16 protein-coding genes are annotated in these 16,286 nt (G+C 72.7%); 9 read left to right on the top strand and 7 right to left on the bottom strand.

Going from position 1 to position 16,286, the window contains the following annotated elements; all coding sequences use genetic code 11:
• Nucleotides 1–6: 6 nt before the first annotated feature.
• Both ACU436_RS11665 and ACU436_RS11660 read right to left on the bottom strand, forming a co-directional pair.
• On the bottom strand, nt 7–501 hold the full coding sequence (locus tag ACU436_RS11665; RefSeq protein ID WP_459024457.1) for a tripartite tricarboxylate transporter TctB family protein: 495 nt from the start codon (nt 499–501) through the stop codon (nt 7–9).
• Nucleotides 498–1,487 carry a Bug family tripartite tricarboxylate transporter substrate binding protein gene (locus tag ACU436_RS11660; RefSeq protein WP_459024455.1) on the bottom strand — a complete coding sequence of 330 codons (990 nt, stop codon included), beginning with the start codon at nt 1,485–1,487 and terminating at the stop codon, nt 498–500. The genes ACU436_RS11665 and ACU436_RS11660 overlap by 4 nt, the downstream gene beginning before the upstream one ends.
• Before the next feature lie 118 nt (nt 1,488–1,605).
• On the opposite strand from ACU436_RS11660, the gene ACU436_RS11655 reads away from it, so the two are divergent.
• From ACU436_RS11655 to manD, 6 genes are all read left to right on the top strand, one after another.
• Nucleotides 1,606–3,177 carry a sensor histidine kinase gene (locus tag ACU436_RS11655; RefSeq protein WP_459024453.1) on the top strand — a complete coding sequence of 524 codons (1,572 nt, stop codon included), beginning with the start codon at nt 1,606–1,608 and terminating at the stop codon, nt 3,175–3,177.
• 5 nt (nt 3,178–3,182) lie between these two features.
• A complete protein-coding gene (locus tag ACU436_RS11650) occupies nt 3,183–3,851 on the top strand; it encodes a response regulator (protein WP_459025669.1) in 669 nt (222 codons plus the stop codon).
• 79 nt (nt 3,852–3,930) lie between these two features.
• A complete protein-coding gene (locus ACU436_RS11645; RefSeq protein ID WP_459024451.1) occupies nt 3,931–5,193 on the top strand; it encodes an ABC transporter substrate-binding protein in 1,263 nt (420 codons plus the stop codon).
• 13 nt (nt 5,194–5,206) lie between these two features.
• Nucleotides 5,207–6,097, top strand: a complete 891-nt coding sequence (locus ACU436_RS11640; RefSeq protein ID WP_459024450.1) for a carbohydrate ABC transporter permease — start codon at nt 5,207–5,209, stop codon at nt 6,095–6,097.
• A complete protein-coding gene (locus ACU436_RS11635) occupies nt 6,094–6,963 on the top strand; it encodes a carbohydrate ABC transporter permease (RefSeq protein WP_459024449.1) in 870 nt (289 codons plus the stop codon). Before ACU436_RS11640 ends, ACU436_RS11635 begins: the two co-directional genes overlap by 4 nt.
• 14 nt (nt 6,964–6,977) lie before the next feature.
• A complete protein-coding gene (gene manD, locus ACU436_RS11630) occupies nt 6,978–8,171 on the top strand; it encodes a D-mannonate dehydratase ManD (protein ID WP_459024447.1) in 1,194 nt (397 codons plus the stop codon).
• Nucleotides 8,172–8,175: 4 nt separating this feature from the next.
• Here the strand turns inward: manD and ACU436_RS11625 are convergent, their stop codons facing one another.
• Nucleotides 8,176–9,111: a zinc-binding dehydrogenase gene (locus ACU436_RS11625; RefSeq protein WP_459024445.1), complete on the bottom strand. Its 936-nt coding sequence runs from the start codon at nt 9,109–9,111 to the stop codon at nt 8,176–8,178.
• A gap of 107 nt (nt 9,112–9,218) precedes the next feature.
• On the opposite strand from ACU436_RS11625, the gene ACU436_RS11620 reads away from it, so the two are divergent.
• Entirely contained in the window at nt 9,219–10,448 is a 1,230-nt protein-coding gene (locus ACU436_RS11620) for a metal-dependent hydrolase family protein (RefSeq protein ID WP_459024443.1), read from the top strand.
• A gap of 276 nt (nt 10,449–10,724) precedes the next feature.
• On the opposite strand, the gene ACU436_RS11615 is transcribed toward ACU436_RS11620, so the two are convergent.
• Both ACU436_RS11615 and melA read right to left on the bottom strand, forming a co-directional pair.
• The gene (locus ACU436_RS11615; protein ID WP_459024441.1) at nt 10,725–11,369 is read right to left on the bottom strand and encodes an ABC transporter substrate-binding protein; all 645 of its coding nucleotides are present in this window, start codon (nt 11,367–11,369) and stop codon (nt 10,725–10,727) included.
• 30 nt (nt 11,370–11,399) lie between these two features.
• Nucleotides 11,400–12,761, bottom strand: a complete 1,362-nt coding sequence (gene melA / locus ACU436_RS11610) for an alpha-galactosidase (protein WP_459024440.1) — start codon at nt 12,759–12,761, stop codon at nt 11,400–11,402.
• Between the two features lie 71 nt (nt 12,762–12,832).
• Here melA and ACU436_RS11605 point away from each other — a divergent pair, with 71 nt between their 5' ends.
• Nucleotides 12,833–13,657, top strand: a complete 825-nt coding sequence (locus tag ACU436_RS11605; RefSeq protein WP_459024438.1) for a helix-turn-helix domain-containing protein — start codon at nt 12,833–12,835, stop codon at nt 13,655–13,657.
• Between the two features lies 1 nt (nt 13,658).
• On the opposite strand, the gene ACU436_RS11600 is transcribed toward ACU436_RS11605, so the two are convergent.
• Nucleotides 13,659–14,510, bottom strand: a complete 852-nt coding sequence (locus ACU436_RS11600; RefSeq protein ID WP_459024436.1) for a formate/nitrite transporter family protein — start codon at nt 14,508–14,510, stop codon at nt 13,659–13,661.
• Nucleotides 14,511–14,720: 210 nt separating this feature from the next.
• Between ACU436_RS11600 and cynS the strand changes: the two genes are divergently transcribed.
• Nucleotides 14,721–15,170 (top strand): cyanase, encoded by a 450-nt coding sequence (gene cynS / locus ACU436_RS11595; protein WP_459025667.1) that lies wholly within the window; start codon nt 14,721–14,723, stop codon nt 15,168–15,170.
• A 359-nt stretch (nt 15,171–15,529) separates the two neighbouring features.
• On the opposite strand, the gene ACU436_RS11590 is transcribed toward cynS, so the two are convergent.
• Complete coding sequence (locus tag ACU436_RS11590; protein ID WP_459024434.1) at nt 15,530–16,282, bottom strand: creatininase family protein; 753 nt, start codon at nt 16,280–16,282, stop codon at nt 15,530–15,532.
• Nucleotides 16,283–16,286 lie beyond the last annotated feature (4 nt).

Raw genomic sequence — 16,286 nt, 5'->3', positions numbered from 1 at the left:
TCGTCATCAGATGAGCCCCATGAGCGGTCCGCCGGGCAGGTCCACGCCGAGCAGCGCGTCGAACACGAGCCACGTCGCCAGCGAGACGCCGGCGGCGATCAGGAGGTCGCGCGGGAAGGCGCGCGAGCCGAGGGCGTTCGTCGCGCCCCAGAACAGCACGGTGCCGGCGATCGGCCACCCGAGCAGCGGGATCAGCGCCGCCGTCGCGACGATCACGCCGGCGAGCAGGAGCACGGTGCGCTTGTCGGCGGGCGCGGCGAGGTCGATGTCCTCGCCGGCCTCGGCCTCCCCGCGGCCGCCGCGCAGCACGTCGACGGCCAGCAGCGCGGCCAGCACCAGGAGCAGCAGGCCCAGCAGGATCGGCACGGCGTTGGGGCCGAGCGGGTCGGAGGCGTTGCCGGAGCGCGGGGCGATGGCGACGTCCGAGAGCACCAGCAGGCCGGTGGCGAGCAGCAGCGCGGCGACGCCCAGTTCGGAACGCTCACGAAGCCACGTACTCATACCACCAACCCCAGGTTCCGCAGGACACCGGCGACCCGGTCGTTCTCGGAGTGCAGGAACGCCGCGAACCGGTCGCCGGGCAGGAACGCGTCCTGCCAGCCGTTGCGTTCCAGCGCCTCGGACCACTCCGGCGACTCACGCAGCGTCGTGAGCGCGTCGATCAGCTCGGCGCGGCCCTCGTCGGAGAGGCCGGGCGGCGCGACGATGCCGCGCCAGTTGGTGAACTCCACGTCGACGCCCGCCTCCTTCAGCGTGGGCGCGTCGACGCCCGGGACGCGCTGCGGCGCCGTCACCGCGAGGACCCGCAGCTCGCCCGCCTCGATCTGGTCGGCGTACTCGGAGAGCCCGGAGACGCCGAACGCCACCTTGCCGCCGAGCACCGCGGCGAGCAGTTCGCCGCCGCCGTCGTAGGAGACGTAGTTGACGGTGCGCGGGTCGATCCCGGCGCCCTCGGCCATGAGCATCGGCGCGAGGTGGTCCGGCCCGCCCGGGCTGGACCCGCCGCCGACCGGCACCGCGCCCGGGTCGGCCTTCCAGGCCGCCACGAGGTCGTCGAACGTGCGCAGCGGCGAGTCCTTGCCGACGACGACGATCTCGGTCTCCTCCGTGAGGCGCGCGATCGGCGTGACGTCGGTGAGCGTCGCGGGCGAGTCGTTGGTGTAGACCGAGCCGACCACGCCCAGCCCCATCGACATGACCAGCCGGTCGTTGCCGCTCTCGTTGACCGTGCGCCCGAGCCCCACCGTGCCGCCGGCGCCCGGGAGGTTGAACACCTCCACCGCGCCGGTGATCCCGGCGTCCTCCATCGCCTTGGCCGCCGTGCGCGCCGTGATGTCGTAGCCGCCGCCGGGCGCGTTGGGCACCAGGAACCGCAGGCCACGCAGCTGCGTGCCGTCGCCGCCACCGGTGAGCCCGCCGACCGCCGGCGGCACCAGCAGCACCGCGGCGAGCGCCACGAGCACTGCGACCACGCTTCGGGTCCGCATCTGCCTCCCTCTCCGTCGAGGTTCTCGTGGCGCACATCGTGAGCTGCGGCGACCATGCTGTCTGCCTTCGGACCACATCGGTCGTTGTGGTCGTTCTGGTCATGAGACCCTGCCCCGCGTGGCGCGGACGCTGGCACGGCAGTTCCTGGGCTGGCAGCTCGGGATCGTGGGGCTCCTGCTCGCCGCCGTCACCGCGCTCGCAGTGGTGCAGTCGGACGCCGCGTTCCGGGAGACGCAGGGCAGGCGGATGCTGTCGGTGGCCGAGGACGTGGCGGCCACCGCCGGCGTGCGGGGGAGCCTCGCCGCTCGCAGCTTCGGTCCGCTGCCGGCCCTCGGGACGAGCGCCCGCAACCTGTCGGGTGCCGACGAGATCGTGATCGTGGACGCCGGCCTGGTCGTGCGCAGCGCCGCCGACCCGGCCGAGGTCGGGGAGCCGTTCCCGGCCGGGGAGAGCACCGCGCCCGCCGGGCGGGCATGGGTCGGCAACCCCGACGGGCGCACGGTCGTGGCGCACGTGCCGGTGCTCGCCGACGACGGGCGCGTCGTCGGCATCGTCGCCGCCCGGGTGAAGGCGCCGCCGCTGCTCACCGGGCTCCTCGCCGCGCCCGGGCCGGCCGCGGCGCTGGTGGGGGTCGCGGTCGTGCTCGGGGTGGCCGGGTCACTGCTGCTCGCCCGGCGGGTACGGCGGCAGACCCTCGGCCTGGAACCCACGGAGATCGTGGAGCTGGTGCAGCGGCGCGAGGCGATGCTGCTCGGCGTGAAGGAGGGGGTGCTGGGCCTGGACCGGGCCCACCGGATCACGCTGCTCAACGCCGCGGCCAGCGAACTGCTCGGCATCGCGGCCGTCGGTGCCCGGGTCGACGACCTCGAGCTGGACGACCGGCTGCGCGACGTGCTCACCGGCACGGCGGTCGGCGCCGACCAGGTGGTGCTGCACGGCACCCGGGTGCTCGTGCTCAACCGGATGCCCGTCGTGGTGGACGGGGCGACCGTCGGCGCCGTCGTCACGCTCCGGGACCGCACGGAGCTGGCCGCCCTGGAGGATCGCCTGGACGCCTCCCGCCACGTCACCGACACGCTGCGCGCCCAGGCGCACGAGTTCACCAACCGGCTGCACACGATCGCCGGGCTCACCGAGCTGGGCGAGCACGAGGAGGTGCGGCGGTTCGTGGCGGGGATCGTGGCGGGCTCGGACCAGTGGCGCCGGGACGTCAGCGCGAGCGTCGGGGACGCCGCGGTGGCCGCGCTGCTGGTGGCCAAGGCGAGCCTCGCCACCGAGCGCGGGGCCGAGCTGCGGCTCGCTCCGGACAGCCGGCTCGACCCGGTCGACCCGGCAGGGGACCCGGTCCTCTCGGCCGACCTGGTCACCGTGCTCGGCAACCTCGTAGACAACGCGCTCGACGCCGCGGGCGCCGGCTGGGTGGAGATCGGCTTCGGCTCGGAGGCGGACGCCGTGCGCGTGACCGTCCGCGACTCCGGGCCCGGTGTGGCGTCCGGGCTGGTCGAGGAGGTGTTCCGGCACGGCTTCAGCACCAAGGCCGCCGAGCACGACACCGGCGGGCGCGGTCTCGGGCTCGCGCTGGCCCGCCAGGTCTGCCTGCGCCGCGGCGGGTCGATCACCCTGGACAACGACGGGGGTGCGGTGTTCACCGCGTGCCTGCCGCTGCACCCGGCACAGGTGCCGGCCTGATGACCATGCGCGTGCTCGTCGTCGACGACGACTTCATGGTCGCCCGCGTGCACAGCGGGTACGTCGCGCGGATCCCCGGCTGCGAGGTCGTCGGCGTCGCCCACACCGGCGCCGACGCCGTGCGGCTGGCCGGCGAGCTGCGGCCCGACCTCGTGCTGCTGGACGTCTACCTGCCCGACCGGTCCGGGCTCGAGGTGCTGCGCGAGCTGCGCACCGGCTCCCCCGACGACCCGTTCGTGCTCGTGATCACCGCCGCCGACGACCCGGGCACCGTGACCACCGCCCTGCACGGCGGCGCCACGCACTACCTCGTGAAGCCGTTCGACGCGGCCGCCCTGCGCGAGCACGTGGAGCGGGTGGCGCGGGTGCGCGGCCGCCTCGCCGGCCTGCAGCGGGCCGCGCAGGACGACATCGACAGCGTGTTCGGCGGGCGCCACGGCGGCACGACTCGGCTGCCCAAGGGCCTCACCGCGCCCACCGCCCGGCTGGTGGAGCAGGTGCTGCGCGTGCACGACGGCGACCTGTCCGCGGCCGAGTGCGCCGAGCTCACGGAGCTGTCCCGGGTGAGCGCGCGCCGGTACCTCGAGCACTTCGTCGCCACCGGCGCCGCCACCGTGCGCCTGCGCTACGGGGGCACCGGCCGTCCCGAGCGCCGGTATCGCTGGAACGGTTGATCGACCCCTGACGTAGGGTCCCCGGCAGCCAGACATCAGACAAGACGCGGCGGGGGGCGGCGTGATCCGACGACGAGACTTGCTCCGCGCGGGCGCAGGTGCGCTCGCCGCGGCCGGCCTCGCCGGCTGCGGGAGGTCCGGGGACGGGCCGGACGGCGACCTGCGGCTCGTGCTGAACAACCACGTGTGGACCACCGCGATCCGCGAGCGGATCGGCGAGTTCGAGGACCTCGCCCACCGGCGGGTGTCGGTCTCGACCATGACGGCCGACCAGCTCTCGTCCACCTACAACGTCAAGCTCAACGCGAGCGCGCCGGACGTCGACGTGATGATGTACCGGCCGCTGCAGGAGCAGCTGCTCTTCGCCCGCAACGGCTGGCTCGCCGACCTCTCCGATCTCGTCGCGGGCGACGCGGAGTACGACTGGGCCGACGTGCAGGAGGGTGCACGCGACCGGGTCACCACCGAGGGCCGCGTGTTCGGGGTGCCGATCGTCACCGAGCGGTCCACGCTCTACTACCGGCGTGACCTGGTGCCCGACGGCCCGCCCACCACGCTCGACGAGCTCTTCACCACGGCGGCGCGGCTGCACGACCCCGCCGCCGGCCGCACCGGGTTCGCCGGCCGCGGCCAGCGCAACTTCGCGGTGAGCCAGTTCTCCAGCTACCTGTACTCGTTCGGCGGCGACTTCGTCGTCGACGGCCGCTCCGGGATCGCCCGGCCGGAGGCGCTGGCCGCCTACGAGTACTACGGGCGGCTGCTGCGCGAGGCCGGGCCGCTGGGTGTCACGAACATGAGCCTCGAGCAGATCACGCCGATCTTCGCCCAGGGCAAGGCGGCCTTCGTGATCGACGCCGACTCGGTCTACACCAACTTCGTCGACCCGAAGAGCTCCCTCGTCGGCGACCGCACCGGCTTCGCCGCGTTCCCCGCCGGGCCCGCGGGCTCCCGGCCGTACAACATCTCGTCCTGGGGTCTCGCGATCAACGCGTTCTCGCAGCGGCGCGACGCCGCATGGGAGTTCCTGCGCTGGGCGACGAGCCCGGCCACGGTGCTCTCCCTGCAACGCGACGGGATCCCCGGCGCGCGGACGTCCGCGTGGCAGGACCCGGAGGCCGGGGCCGCGTTCCCGGCCGACCTCGCCGCCTCCATGGAGGCCGGCACCGCCACCGGGGTGCCCCGCGACCGGCCGGACGTGGTGCAGGTCGGGCGCGCCCGCGACATCGTCGGCCGCCCCATGGTGGCCTCCATCCTCGGCGAGGACTTCGTGGCGGAGGCGCGCGACGCCTCCGACGAGTTCGACGAGTTCCTCGTCCGCGACGCCCGGCAGCGCAAGATCTGATGAGGAAGGTCTGATGGCTCGGACCCTCGAACAGGAGAACCGCCGTCTCAAGTGGGCGATGATCGCCCCCGCCGTGGTCTTCATCGGGCTGATGGTCGTCTTCCCGCTGGCGTACACGGCGTGGCTCAGCACGACCGACGCCTTCGGCGCGGTCAACGCCGACACCAGCTTCCTCGGCCTCGTGAACTACGCCGACGCGCTGGGTGACACCCGCCGGTTCTGGCCGGCCGTCGGCCGCACGGCCGTGTTCACCGTGGCCGCGGTGATCCTCGAGCTGGTGCTCGGGATGGCGCTGGCGATGCTCCTGCGCCGCCCGTTCCGCGGCATGCGCTGGATGCGCACGATCCTCATGGTGCCGCTGCTCGCCACGCCCGTGGCCGTCGGCGTGGTGTGGATGCTCATCCTCGACCCGACCGTCGGGATCGCCAACGCCATCCTCGGCCTGGTCGGCATCCCGCCGCAGCCGTTCCTCGGCTCGGTGGCGCAGTCGCTGCCCACGCTCGTCCTGATCGACGTGTGGCAGTGGACGCCGATGATGACGCTGCTGCTCCTCGCCGGGCTCACCACGCTGCCCGAGGAGCCGGAGGAGGCGGCGCTCGTGGACGGCGCCTCCGCGTGGCAGCGGTTCCGGCTCGTCACGCTGCCGATGCTCGGCACCACGATCGTCACCGCGCTGGTGCTGCGCAGCGTCGACGCCCTCAAGACCTTCGACCTCATCTACGCCACGAAGGGCACGGGCGGCGGCTCCAGCTTCGAGGCCGAGACCCTCAACGTCTACGCCTACGGCATCACGTTCGACTACCAGGAGTACGGGCTCGCCGCGGCCGTGCTCGTCCTGTTCACCGTGCTGATCATCGGGATCGTCGTCGTCCTCAGGCTCCGATCGGAGAAGGCCGGATCATGACAGCCACCCTCTCTCGGCCCTCGGCCACCGCCGCCTCGACCCGGGGCCCCGACCCCCGCAAGGTCCGGTCGGAGCGCCTGCGGCTCACCGCGATCGTGCTGGTCAGCCTCGTGTTCGCGCTGCCGCTGGTCTGGATGGTGCTCGCGGCGTTCAAGACGAACGTGCAGATCAGCAACACTGCCGACGCGATCGTCTTCACCCCCACGCTCGACAACTTCCACACGGTCTTCGACCAGGGGGTGTTCCTGCCGGCGATGGTGAACTCGATCATCGTGGCCGTCGTGTCGACGGCGCTGTCCGCGCTGATCGCGGTGCCCGCGGCGTGGGCGATCGGGCGGTTCGGCATGCGCCGGGCGGGCGGCTGGGTCCTGATCGCGCGCATCATCCCGGCGATCTCGCTCCTGGTGCCCTGGTACTACGTGTTCGCCCGGCTGGAGCTGGTGGGCGGCTACTCCGTGCTGGTGCTGTCGCACATGTTCGTCTCGGTCCCGCTGATCACCTGGATCATGATCGGCTTCTTCGAGGGCCTGCCGGTGGAGCTGGAGGAGGCCGGCCGCGTGGACGGGCTCTCGGCGTTCGGCGCGTTCCTGCGGATCTCGCTGCCGCTCGCCACCGCGGGGACGGCCACCGCGTGCGTGCTCGCCACCGTCTTCAGCTGGAACAACTTCGTCTTCGCGCTGATCCTCTCCGACGAGAACACGAAGACGCTCCCGGTGGCGCTGTTCAACTTCATCTCCTACGCGAGCATCGACTGGGGCGGGCTGATGGCCGCCTCCACGCTGATGAGCGTCCCCGTCGTGCTCGCCGCCGTGTTCGGCCAGCGCTACCTCGTCGCCGGGCTCACGGCCGGCGCGACCAAGGGATAACAGAGAGGACCCCCATGCGGATCGCCGGCGCCGAGGTCATCGTCACCTGCCCGGGACGCAACTTCGTCACGCTCGAGATCACCACCGACGACGGCCTCGTCGGCTACGGCGACGCCACCCTGAACGGCCGCGAGCTCCCGGTGGCGAGCTACCTGCGCGACCACGTCGTCCCGCTGCTGGTCGGCCGCGACGCCCACAAGATCGAGGACACCTGGCAGTACCTCTACCGCGGCGCCTACTGGCGGCGCGGGCCGGTGACGATGGCCGCGATCGCCGCCGTCGACGTGGCGCTGTGGGACATCAAGGCCAAGGCCGCGGGCATGCCGCTCTACCAGCTGCTCGGCGGGGCGAGCCGCACCGGGATCATGGCCTACGGGCATGCCAGCGGGCGCGACCTGCCGGAGGTGCTGGACTCGATCCGCGCGCGCCGGGAGGAGGGCTTCCGGTCGATCCGCGTACAGTCCGGCGTGCCCGGCCTGGACACGATCTACGGCATCGGGAACCCCCTGGACCGGACCGGGCTGCCCAACGAGGAGGTCTGGGACACCCGCGCGTACCTGCGCCACCTGCCGACGGTGTTCGAGGCCGTGCGGAACGAGTTCGGCCCCGAGCTCCCCCTGCTGCACGACGTGCACCACCGCCTCACCCCGATCCAGGCGGCGAAGCTCGGCAAGGCCCTCGAGCCGTACGACCTGTTCTGGATGGAGGACTGCACGCCCGCCGAGAACCAGGAGGGCCTGCGGCTCGTCCGCGAGCACACGACCACCCCGCTGGCCATCGGCGAGGTGTTCAACTCCGTCTTCGACTACCAGACGCTCATCCGCGAGCAGCTCATCGACTACGTCCGCTCGGCCGTGACCCACACCGGCGGGGTCACCGCCATGCGCAAGCTCTTCGACTTCGCGGCGCTGCACCAGGTGAAATCCGGGATCCACGGCCCCACCGACATCTCTCCCGTCGGCATGGCCGCCGGCCTGCACCTGGACCTCGCGATCCACAACTTCGGCATCCAGGAGTTCGCGCCGCACACCGCCGAGACCTACGAGGTGTTCCGCCGCTCCTACACGTTCGACGGCGGCTACCTGCACCCCGGCGAGGCCCCGGGCATCGGCGTCACGGTGGACAAGGAGGCCGCGGCGAAGTTCGAGTACGAGCCCTCCTACCTCCCGGTGAACCGCCTCCGCGACGGCACCGTCCACGACTGGTAGGCGCCTACAGCGCGAGCACCGTCTTCAGGCGGCCCGCCGTCGGCGTGCAGGCCGCCGTGTAGGCGGCGACGGCATCGGTGCCGGGGCGGACGTCGGTGACCAGCTCGGTGGCCACGTGCGGGAACAGCTTCAGGTGCGCCAGCGCCCGCCCCAGCACCGTGCGCCGCTCCTTGGTGAGACCGCCGATGATCCGCAGGTTCCGGCGCACCACCGCGTACACGTCGATCGGGTAGGCGTCGCGCACCGGGATGCCGAAGCAGTAGACGGTGCCGCCGTCGGCGACCGCGCGCACGGCGTCGCCCACGGTGGCGGTCTGGTGTCCCACGGCCTCGACGATCACGTCGGGACGCTCGGCCGCGCCGAGCGCCTCCGACCACGCGCGGCTGTCCGTCACCACCACCTCGTCGAGCCCGAACGCGGCGGCGTGGGCGGTGCGGTCGACCGGGTCGACGCCGACGACCGTGGCCGCCCCCCGCTGCCGCAGCTCCCACGCGAACAGCAGGCCGATCGCCCCGAGCCCGAGCACCGCGGCCCGCTTGCCCCGCAGGTCACCCAGCTGGTCGACCGCGTACATGATGCAGGCCAGCGGCTGTGCCGCGACGGTGGTCGGGCGGTGGCCGTCCGCCGTGACCGGGTGCAGGCCGGAGCCGGCGGTGACCACCAGCTCGGCCAGCGCGTCCGACGACGACGCCCATCCGACCACCCGGTCCCCCACCGACACCTCCGGGTCGCGGGAGGCCTGCACCCGCCCGACGATCTCGTGCATCGGGAAGCCCGGCGGCGCGCCCGCGGGCCGACCCGGCTCCACCACGGGCCGCCCGCCCGCCCGGAAGTAGGGAAGGTCGCTGCCGCAGATCCCGCCGTGTTCGACCGCCACCAGGACCCCGCCCGATGGCAGGTCACCCGCGGCCGGCGCGGGCACCTCCACCGGCTGGAGCATCCCCGGACCGGTCAGCTGCTGTGCCCACACATGATCTGCCTACCTCGTCCCGATGCTCGCCGCCAACCCCTGTATTCGGGCTCACCCCGGACGTACTGTCGATCAGCGTGGCCGACGACGTGACGGGTGGATCCCTGCTCCTGCGAAATGCCCTCCTCCTCGACCCCGCCGACGGCCGCCCCGTCGAGGGTGACCTGCGCTGCGCCGACGGCCGGATCGTGGAGACCGGCACCGGGCTCACCGCACCCGACGTGCCCACCGTCGACGTCCGGGGTGCGGTCGTGCTCCCCGGCCTCGTCGACGCCCACGTCCACGTCACCGCCCTGACCGCGGATCTCAGCTCGATGTCCGCGCTGTCGCCGTCGTACGTCGCCGCGCACAGCGCCCGGATCATGGGCGGGATGCTCGACCGCGGGTTCACCACCGTGCGCGACGCCTCCGGCGCGGACTACGGGCTTGCCGACGCGCAGGCCGAGGGCCTGGTCCGCGGGCCACGGCTCCTGTTCTGCGGGCGGGCGCTCAGCCAGACCGGCGGGCACGGGGACGGCCGGGCCCGCGGCACCCACCGCCACGACGACCACCCGTGCTGCGCGGGCCTGGGCCGGATCGCCGACGGTGTGGACGCCGTGCGCGCCGCCGCCCGCGACGAGCTGCGCAAGGGCGCCCACCACATCAAGGTGATGGCCTCCGGCGGCGTCGCGTCCCCGACCGACCGCATCGACTCCACCCAGTACTCGGTCGACGAGCTGCGGGCCGTCGTCGAGGAGGCGGAGGCCGCCAACCGGTACGTCGCCGCGCACGCCTACACCGCCCGCGCCGTCAATCGCGCGCTCGAGGTGGGGATCCGCTCCGTCGAGCACGGCAACCTGCTCGACGACCGCAGCATCGAGCTCTTCGGCGAGCGCGACGCCTTCCTCGTGCCGACGCTGGTGACCTACTGGGCGCTCAAGGAGGAGGGCCGCGAGTTCGGGCTCCCCGAGTCGAGCTGGCGCAAGGTGGACGAGGTGCTCGGCGCCGGCCTGGCCGCGCTGGAGCGCGCCGCACGCGGCGGCGTCAAGCTCGTCTACGGCACCGACCTGCTCGGCGGCATGCACCGGCACCAGAAGCACGAGTTCCGGTTGCGCGCCGAGGTGCAGAAACCGCTCGACATCATCCGGTCGGCCACCTCGGTCGCGGCGGACCTGCTGAACATGTCCGGCGAGATCGGCACGCTGCGACCCGGCGCCCACGCCGACCTCCTCGTGCTCGACGGCGACCCCCTCGACGACGTCGGCGTGCTGGTGGAGGCCGCGCACCTGCGGCATGTCGTCCAGGGCGGCGACGTGGTCGGCCGGTAGCGAGAGTCGAGAGCGCTGCGGCTTCCACGGTGGGACGGCGGGCGATCCATCGACCGCGCCCCGGGCCGGCTTTGATCAGCTCCCGGGACCCGTGGGCGAGTGGGCGTTCCCGCTGCGGTGGGCGCGCCGTGCCCGGCCGGTCGGGTTGGGTTCGGATAGCGGTTCCCGTTGATCACATGCTTGCGACCGTCCCCGGGAGGACCATGAGCGGGACCTCGCAACGATCAACGCGTCATGATCGGTCCGAGATTCGCCGCAACGCCCACCCGAGGGCGCTCAGCCACACCTGATCATGGGAGCCGCCTCCGGTGGCGCCCTTGACGTGTTCACGCCGCCGAAGCCGACGGAGAAGCCGTACGCGCCGGTGACCCGCTTCACCTCGCGCGCGACGTCGAAGAACTCCATCCAGTTCCACGCCTGGTCCACGGCGTCCGGCGGCGGGGTGACGCCGATCTGCTCCAGGATGTCGCGGCGGTAGAACGTGATGAAGTTGTCGGTGTGCTGCGGCAGCCCGTACACGCCGCCGTCCTTGGCGACGATCGACCAGAAGTTCTCCCGGTAGTCGTCGCCGTAGCCGGGCGGCAGCCACCGCGCGATGTCCACCATCCCGCCGGTCTCGACGTAGCGGCCGAACTGCTGCGGGATGATCCGGATGAGGTCCGGCGCGCGGTCGGCGGCAAGGCGGGTGGTCAGCCACTGGTTGAAGTCACCGCCCGGCGTCACCTCCACGGCGATCTCGACGTCGGGGTGCAGCTGCTGGTAGCGGTCGGCGATCGCCCGGTAGCTCAACAGGTCGGGCGCGATGTTCCAGGTCGACAGCCGCAGCCGGATCTTGCCCGGCGACGGGTCGGCGGCGCAGCCGGCCAACGCCGCCGCACCCGCCACGCCCAGGAACGCGCGCCGCGAAAGCGCACGGGTCATGCGGTACCTCCCCGATGAGGTAGATCGAGCTCAGGCCTGGAGTTCCGCCGGCAGGTACGCCTCGTGCGCGCGGAACAGCTCGTCGACCATCGCCGTGATCTGGTCGAGGGTGAGCACCGCGCTCGTGAGCGGGTCGGCCATCACCGCGTGGTAGACGTGCTCCCGGCGCCCGGTGAGCGCGGCCGTCACGGCGAGCTCCTGCACGTTGATCCCGGTCCGGTTGACGGCGGCGCACTGTGGCGGAAGGGCGCCGAACACCGCGGGCTGAACGCCGTTGCCGTCCACGAGGCAGGCCACCTCCACGCAGCAGCCGCCGGGCAGGTTGGTGACGAGCCCGGTGTTGGGCACGTTGCCGTGGACCACGCTCTGCTGCCCGGTCTCGATGCTGTGCACGATCGCGGCGCCGTACTCGACCGACGGGGCGAGCTCGTCCTTCAACTTCTCCAGCAGCGACGCGATCTGCCCGTCCTCGTCGTGGTGCCGGCAGATCTCGTAGTAGTCCCAGCGCTCCGGGATGAAGTCCGCCACCATGTCCGGCGACTTGCGGAAGTACGGCAGGTACTCCGACGCGTGGTGGCTCGACTCGGTGTGGAAGTAGCCGAAGGCGTCCATGATCGCGGTGCGGACCCGCTCGTTGCCGCCCTCGTACCGCGACTCCCCGCGGTCGACGCCGCTGTGGTCGCCGTGGTCGGCGGCGAACCCGCGCCCCGCCGGCACGTGCAGGTGCCGCTGCGCCATCACCTCCCGCAGCCGCGGGTAGAGGTCCTCGCTCCCCCGGCGGAACTCGGTGAACCACGACTGGTGGTTGATCCCGCCGGCCCGGAAGCGCACCTCCTCGTACGGGACGTCCAGCGCTCGGGCGAGCATGCGGGAGGTGCCCTGCACGCTGTGGCACAGGCCGACGGTCCGCGCACCGAGCGCGTTCAGGTACCAGGTGGCCATCGCCATCGGGTTCGCGTAGTTGATCACCTGCGCGTGCGGCGCGAGCTCGGCGAGGTCGGCCGCGATCTCACGGTAGGCCACCACCGAGCGCAGGAACCGGAACACCCCGCCCGGGCCCAGGGTGTCGCCCACGGTCTGGTCCACGCCGTACCGGCGGGGGATCTCGACGTCGTCGCGGAAGGCGTCGACACCACCCACCTGGAACGTGATGATCACGTGGTCGGCGCCCGCGAGGGCGGCCCGCCGGTCGGTGGTGCTCTCGACCGTGGTGGGGAAGCCGTGGTGCGCGACGAGCGCGCGCGTGGCGCCCGCCGTGCGCTCCAACCGGTCGGCGTCGATGTCCATCAGCGTGAGCGTGCTGCTGCGCAGCGCCGGATAGCTCAGCAGGTCACCGATCAGCCGGAACGGGAAGACGTACCCGCCGGCACCGACGACAGTGATCTTGGCCATGCAGCCAACGGTAGGAGCTGAGCCCCCTAGGATCGGTCTGCGAACGTAGGGCGGAATTCCAGGATCCTCAGATGTCGGGCGTCACGCAGCACCCCTCGCGGCTGGCCTGCTGGCAGGGCCGCGGCCACGCGATGGCCAGCGCCCACCGCCACGACGACCTCGAGGTCAACATCGTCGACGACGAGCCGCTCACCTACCTGTTCGGCGGCAGCCTGGTGACGATCCAACCCGGCCACGCGGCGCTGTTCTGGGCGTCGGTGCCGCACCGGTTGATCGACACCCCCCACAACTGGAACGCCCGGGTGAGCTGGCTGCACGTCCCGCTCGGGCAGGCGCTCGCCTGGGGCCTTCCCGGTCCGGCGATCGCCGAGTTGCTGCGCGGCACCCCGCTCGTCACACCTCGCCCCGACCACCCCGCCGACGTGGCGTTCGACCGGTGGTCGGCCGATCTCGGCGGGACGGCGGCCGACCTGCACGCGATCGCCCTCCTGGAGATCCAGGCGGGCGTGCACCGGTTGCTGCGCGGGGCCCTGCCGGCCGACTCCGGCAGCGCGGCCGACGTGCCCGACGCCGTCCGCCACGTCGTCGCGATGGCCCGCTTCATCACCGAACGGTTCCACGACCCGATCCGGACCGCCGACGTCGCGGCCTCCGTGCACCTCAACCCCAACTACGCGATGACGCTGTTCCGCCAGGTGCTCGGCTCCACCGTGCACACCTACCTCACCGACCGCCGCATCGCCGAGGCCCAGCGCCTGCTGCTCACGACCACGGCGACCACGCGGCGGATCGCGGAAGACACCGGCTTCGGCTCGCACAGCGGCTTCCACGCGGCGTTCGCGCAGGCCTGCGGCATGCCGCCCGGGAGGTACCGGCGCCTGCACCGGGAACGCTGACTCAGCGGGAGGCTGCCACCGGCACGTCGGCGTCCTCGCGCACCGGGCGCACGCGGCCCGCGCCGGGCCGGGCGTGCGTGGCGTACAGCGTGAGCCCGACGAAGGCGATGCCGCCGACGAGGTTGCCGACGACGGTGGGGATTTCGTTCCACACGAAGTAGTCGAGGATCGAGAAGTCGCCACCGAGCATGAGGCCGGTCGGGAACAGGAACATGTTGACGACCGAGTGCTCGAAGCCCATGTAGAAGAACACCAGGATGGGCATCCACATCCCGATCACCTTGCCCGAGACGGACGTGGAGATCATCGCGGCGACGACGCCCGTGGAGACCATCCAGTTGCACAGGACGCCGCGGAGGAACAGGGTCAGCATCCCGGCCGCACCGTGGTCCGCGTAACCGACCGTCCTCGAGGCACCGATCTCGCCGAGCCGGTGTCCGACGTCGTTCGGATCCACCGTGAAGGCGAACGTGAGGATCGCACCCATCATGAACGCGACGGTGAGCGCGCCCGCGAAGTTGCCGACGAAGACCAGGGCCCAGTTGCGCAGGACCCCCTTCAGGGTCACGCCCGGTCGCTTGTCGATCCAGGCCAGCGGCACCAGCGTGAAGACGCCGGTCAGGAGGTCGAACCCGAGCAGGTACAGCAAACAGAACCCGACCGGGAACAGCAGCGCCCCGACCAGGGCCGAGCCCGTCTGCACGGTGACCGTCACGGCGAACGCCGCGGCGAGGGCGAGGATGGCCCCGGCCATGTAGGCGCGGATCACGGTGTCGCGGGCGGACATGAAGACCTTCGCCTCGCCCGCGTCGATCATCTTGCCGACGAACTCCGACGGGTTCAGGTAGGACATGCGGTCGCTCCTCGGAGGGTTGCGGGCGGGCAGCGTCGAGTCTCGGAACCGGGTGTTTCCGCTGCATTACCCCCCGGCTGTCATCGCGTCACGCCCCGCTCACCGCTCCCCCGCCGCCCCGGCAAGCCGCGCGTTCCCCGGGCGTAACGCGGCCGCAATACGGGCCCGCGAGCCTGGTGCGACGAGCCACCGACCGCGAAGGAGCCGGCGATCAACCCGATCATGAGCAAGTCCGAGGCCGCCGATCTCGTCGTCGCCGCCCGGACGCGGCGGGGACTGTCCTGGGCGGCGATCGCCGAGGCCCTCGGCACCCCGGTGGTGTGGACGACGGCTGCGCTCCTCGGTCAGCACCCGATGACCGACGAGCAGGCCACGACGGCGTGCGCACTGCTCGGGCTGGACGAGACGGTGGCCGAGAGCCTCCAGCTGCAGCCCGCGCGCGGCACGGACCCGGCCGTCATGGCCGACCCCACGATCTACCGCTTCACCGAGGCCCTCGCCGTCTACGGGCCCACGCTCAAGGAGCTCATCCACGAGGAGTTCGGCGATGGGATCATGAGCGCCATCAACTTCCGGGTGGACATCGCCCGTCGCCCCGACCCCGAAGGTGACCGCGTCGTGGTCACCTTCGACGGGAAGTTCCTCGACTACCGCTGGTGAGCCGCGGACCCGCGACCGGGTCAGCACTCGGCCGCGGAGTCGGTGCTGCCCCGGACGACGAGCCGGTGGGCGGCCTGGACGGCCCGCGGGGAGGTGTCCTCGGCAGCCCCGATCCGTTGCACGAGCAGCTCGACGGCGCCCGCGTCGAGTGGGTGTGCGCCGGCCGGGCGCTGCCCGGCGCCGTCTCCGCGTTCGAGATGGCGCCCGGCCGGATGCTACGAGTTCCGCTGCTACTGAGGTCCCCCAAGGGCACCGCACACATCGAGTCGGGTCCGCACACATTGCGGGCGCTGTGTGCCGCCCCGACCCGGTGTGTGCGGTGGCCGCGGCTACGGTGGCGGGCCGGTGTGCGGTCGGGCTCAGCCGTGGCTCCCGGCCGTTGCCTCGTCGAACGCCCGGATCGCGGCCGCCAGCACCTCGGCCCGGGCGGCGAGCAGGTCCCGGCCGGTCTCGGCGTCGGCCTCCCCGGCGTCGTCGGTGGCGCCACCCACCCGCTCCCACTCGCCGTGCCGCGCCACCACCAGGCCCGGTGCGGGAGAGCGGTGGAACAGGGCCGGCGGGTCCGGCTCCTGCCACGGCGCCGCGGGGTGCACCAGGTCGGGGTGGACGGCCAGGAGCAGGGACGTCTCGAACCAGCCGGCGTGCCCCGGGGCCTGCGGCGGCTCCCCGGGCCCGGCGAGCGTCCAGTAGGAGCAGGCGCCCAGCGCGACGTCCGTCCGCTCCGCGCAGCGCTTCACCGCGAGCTTCACGACCTCGTCGTTGCCGGCGTGCCCGTTCACCAGCAGGACGCGACGGAACCCGCTGCGCACCAGGGAGTCGAGCGCGTCGTCGAGGACGGCCAGCAGCGTGGTGGCCGACAGCGACACGGCCGCCGCGAACAGGTGGTGCGGGCTGTGCCCGAACGGCAGCGCGGGCAGCCGGACGAGCTCCGGGCCGTCGTCGCCGAGCAGGCCGACCGCCGCGTCGACGACCGCCTCGGCGAGCAGGGTGTCGGTGCCCATCGGCAGGTGCTCGGAGTGCTGTTCCTGGGAGCCGACGGGGAGGACGGCAACAGCGCCCCGCTCCCCCGCGGCCCGCACCTCCCGCCACGGCCGTCGATCGAGTCGGATCACGGAC

The organism is Pseudonocardia wallangbongensis, from assembly GCF_054486945.1.
This window is presented reverse-complemented; position numbering and strand designations above follow the sequence as displayed.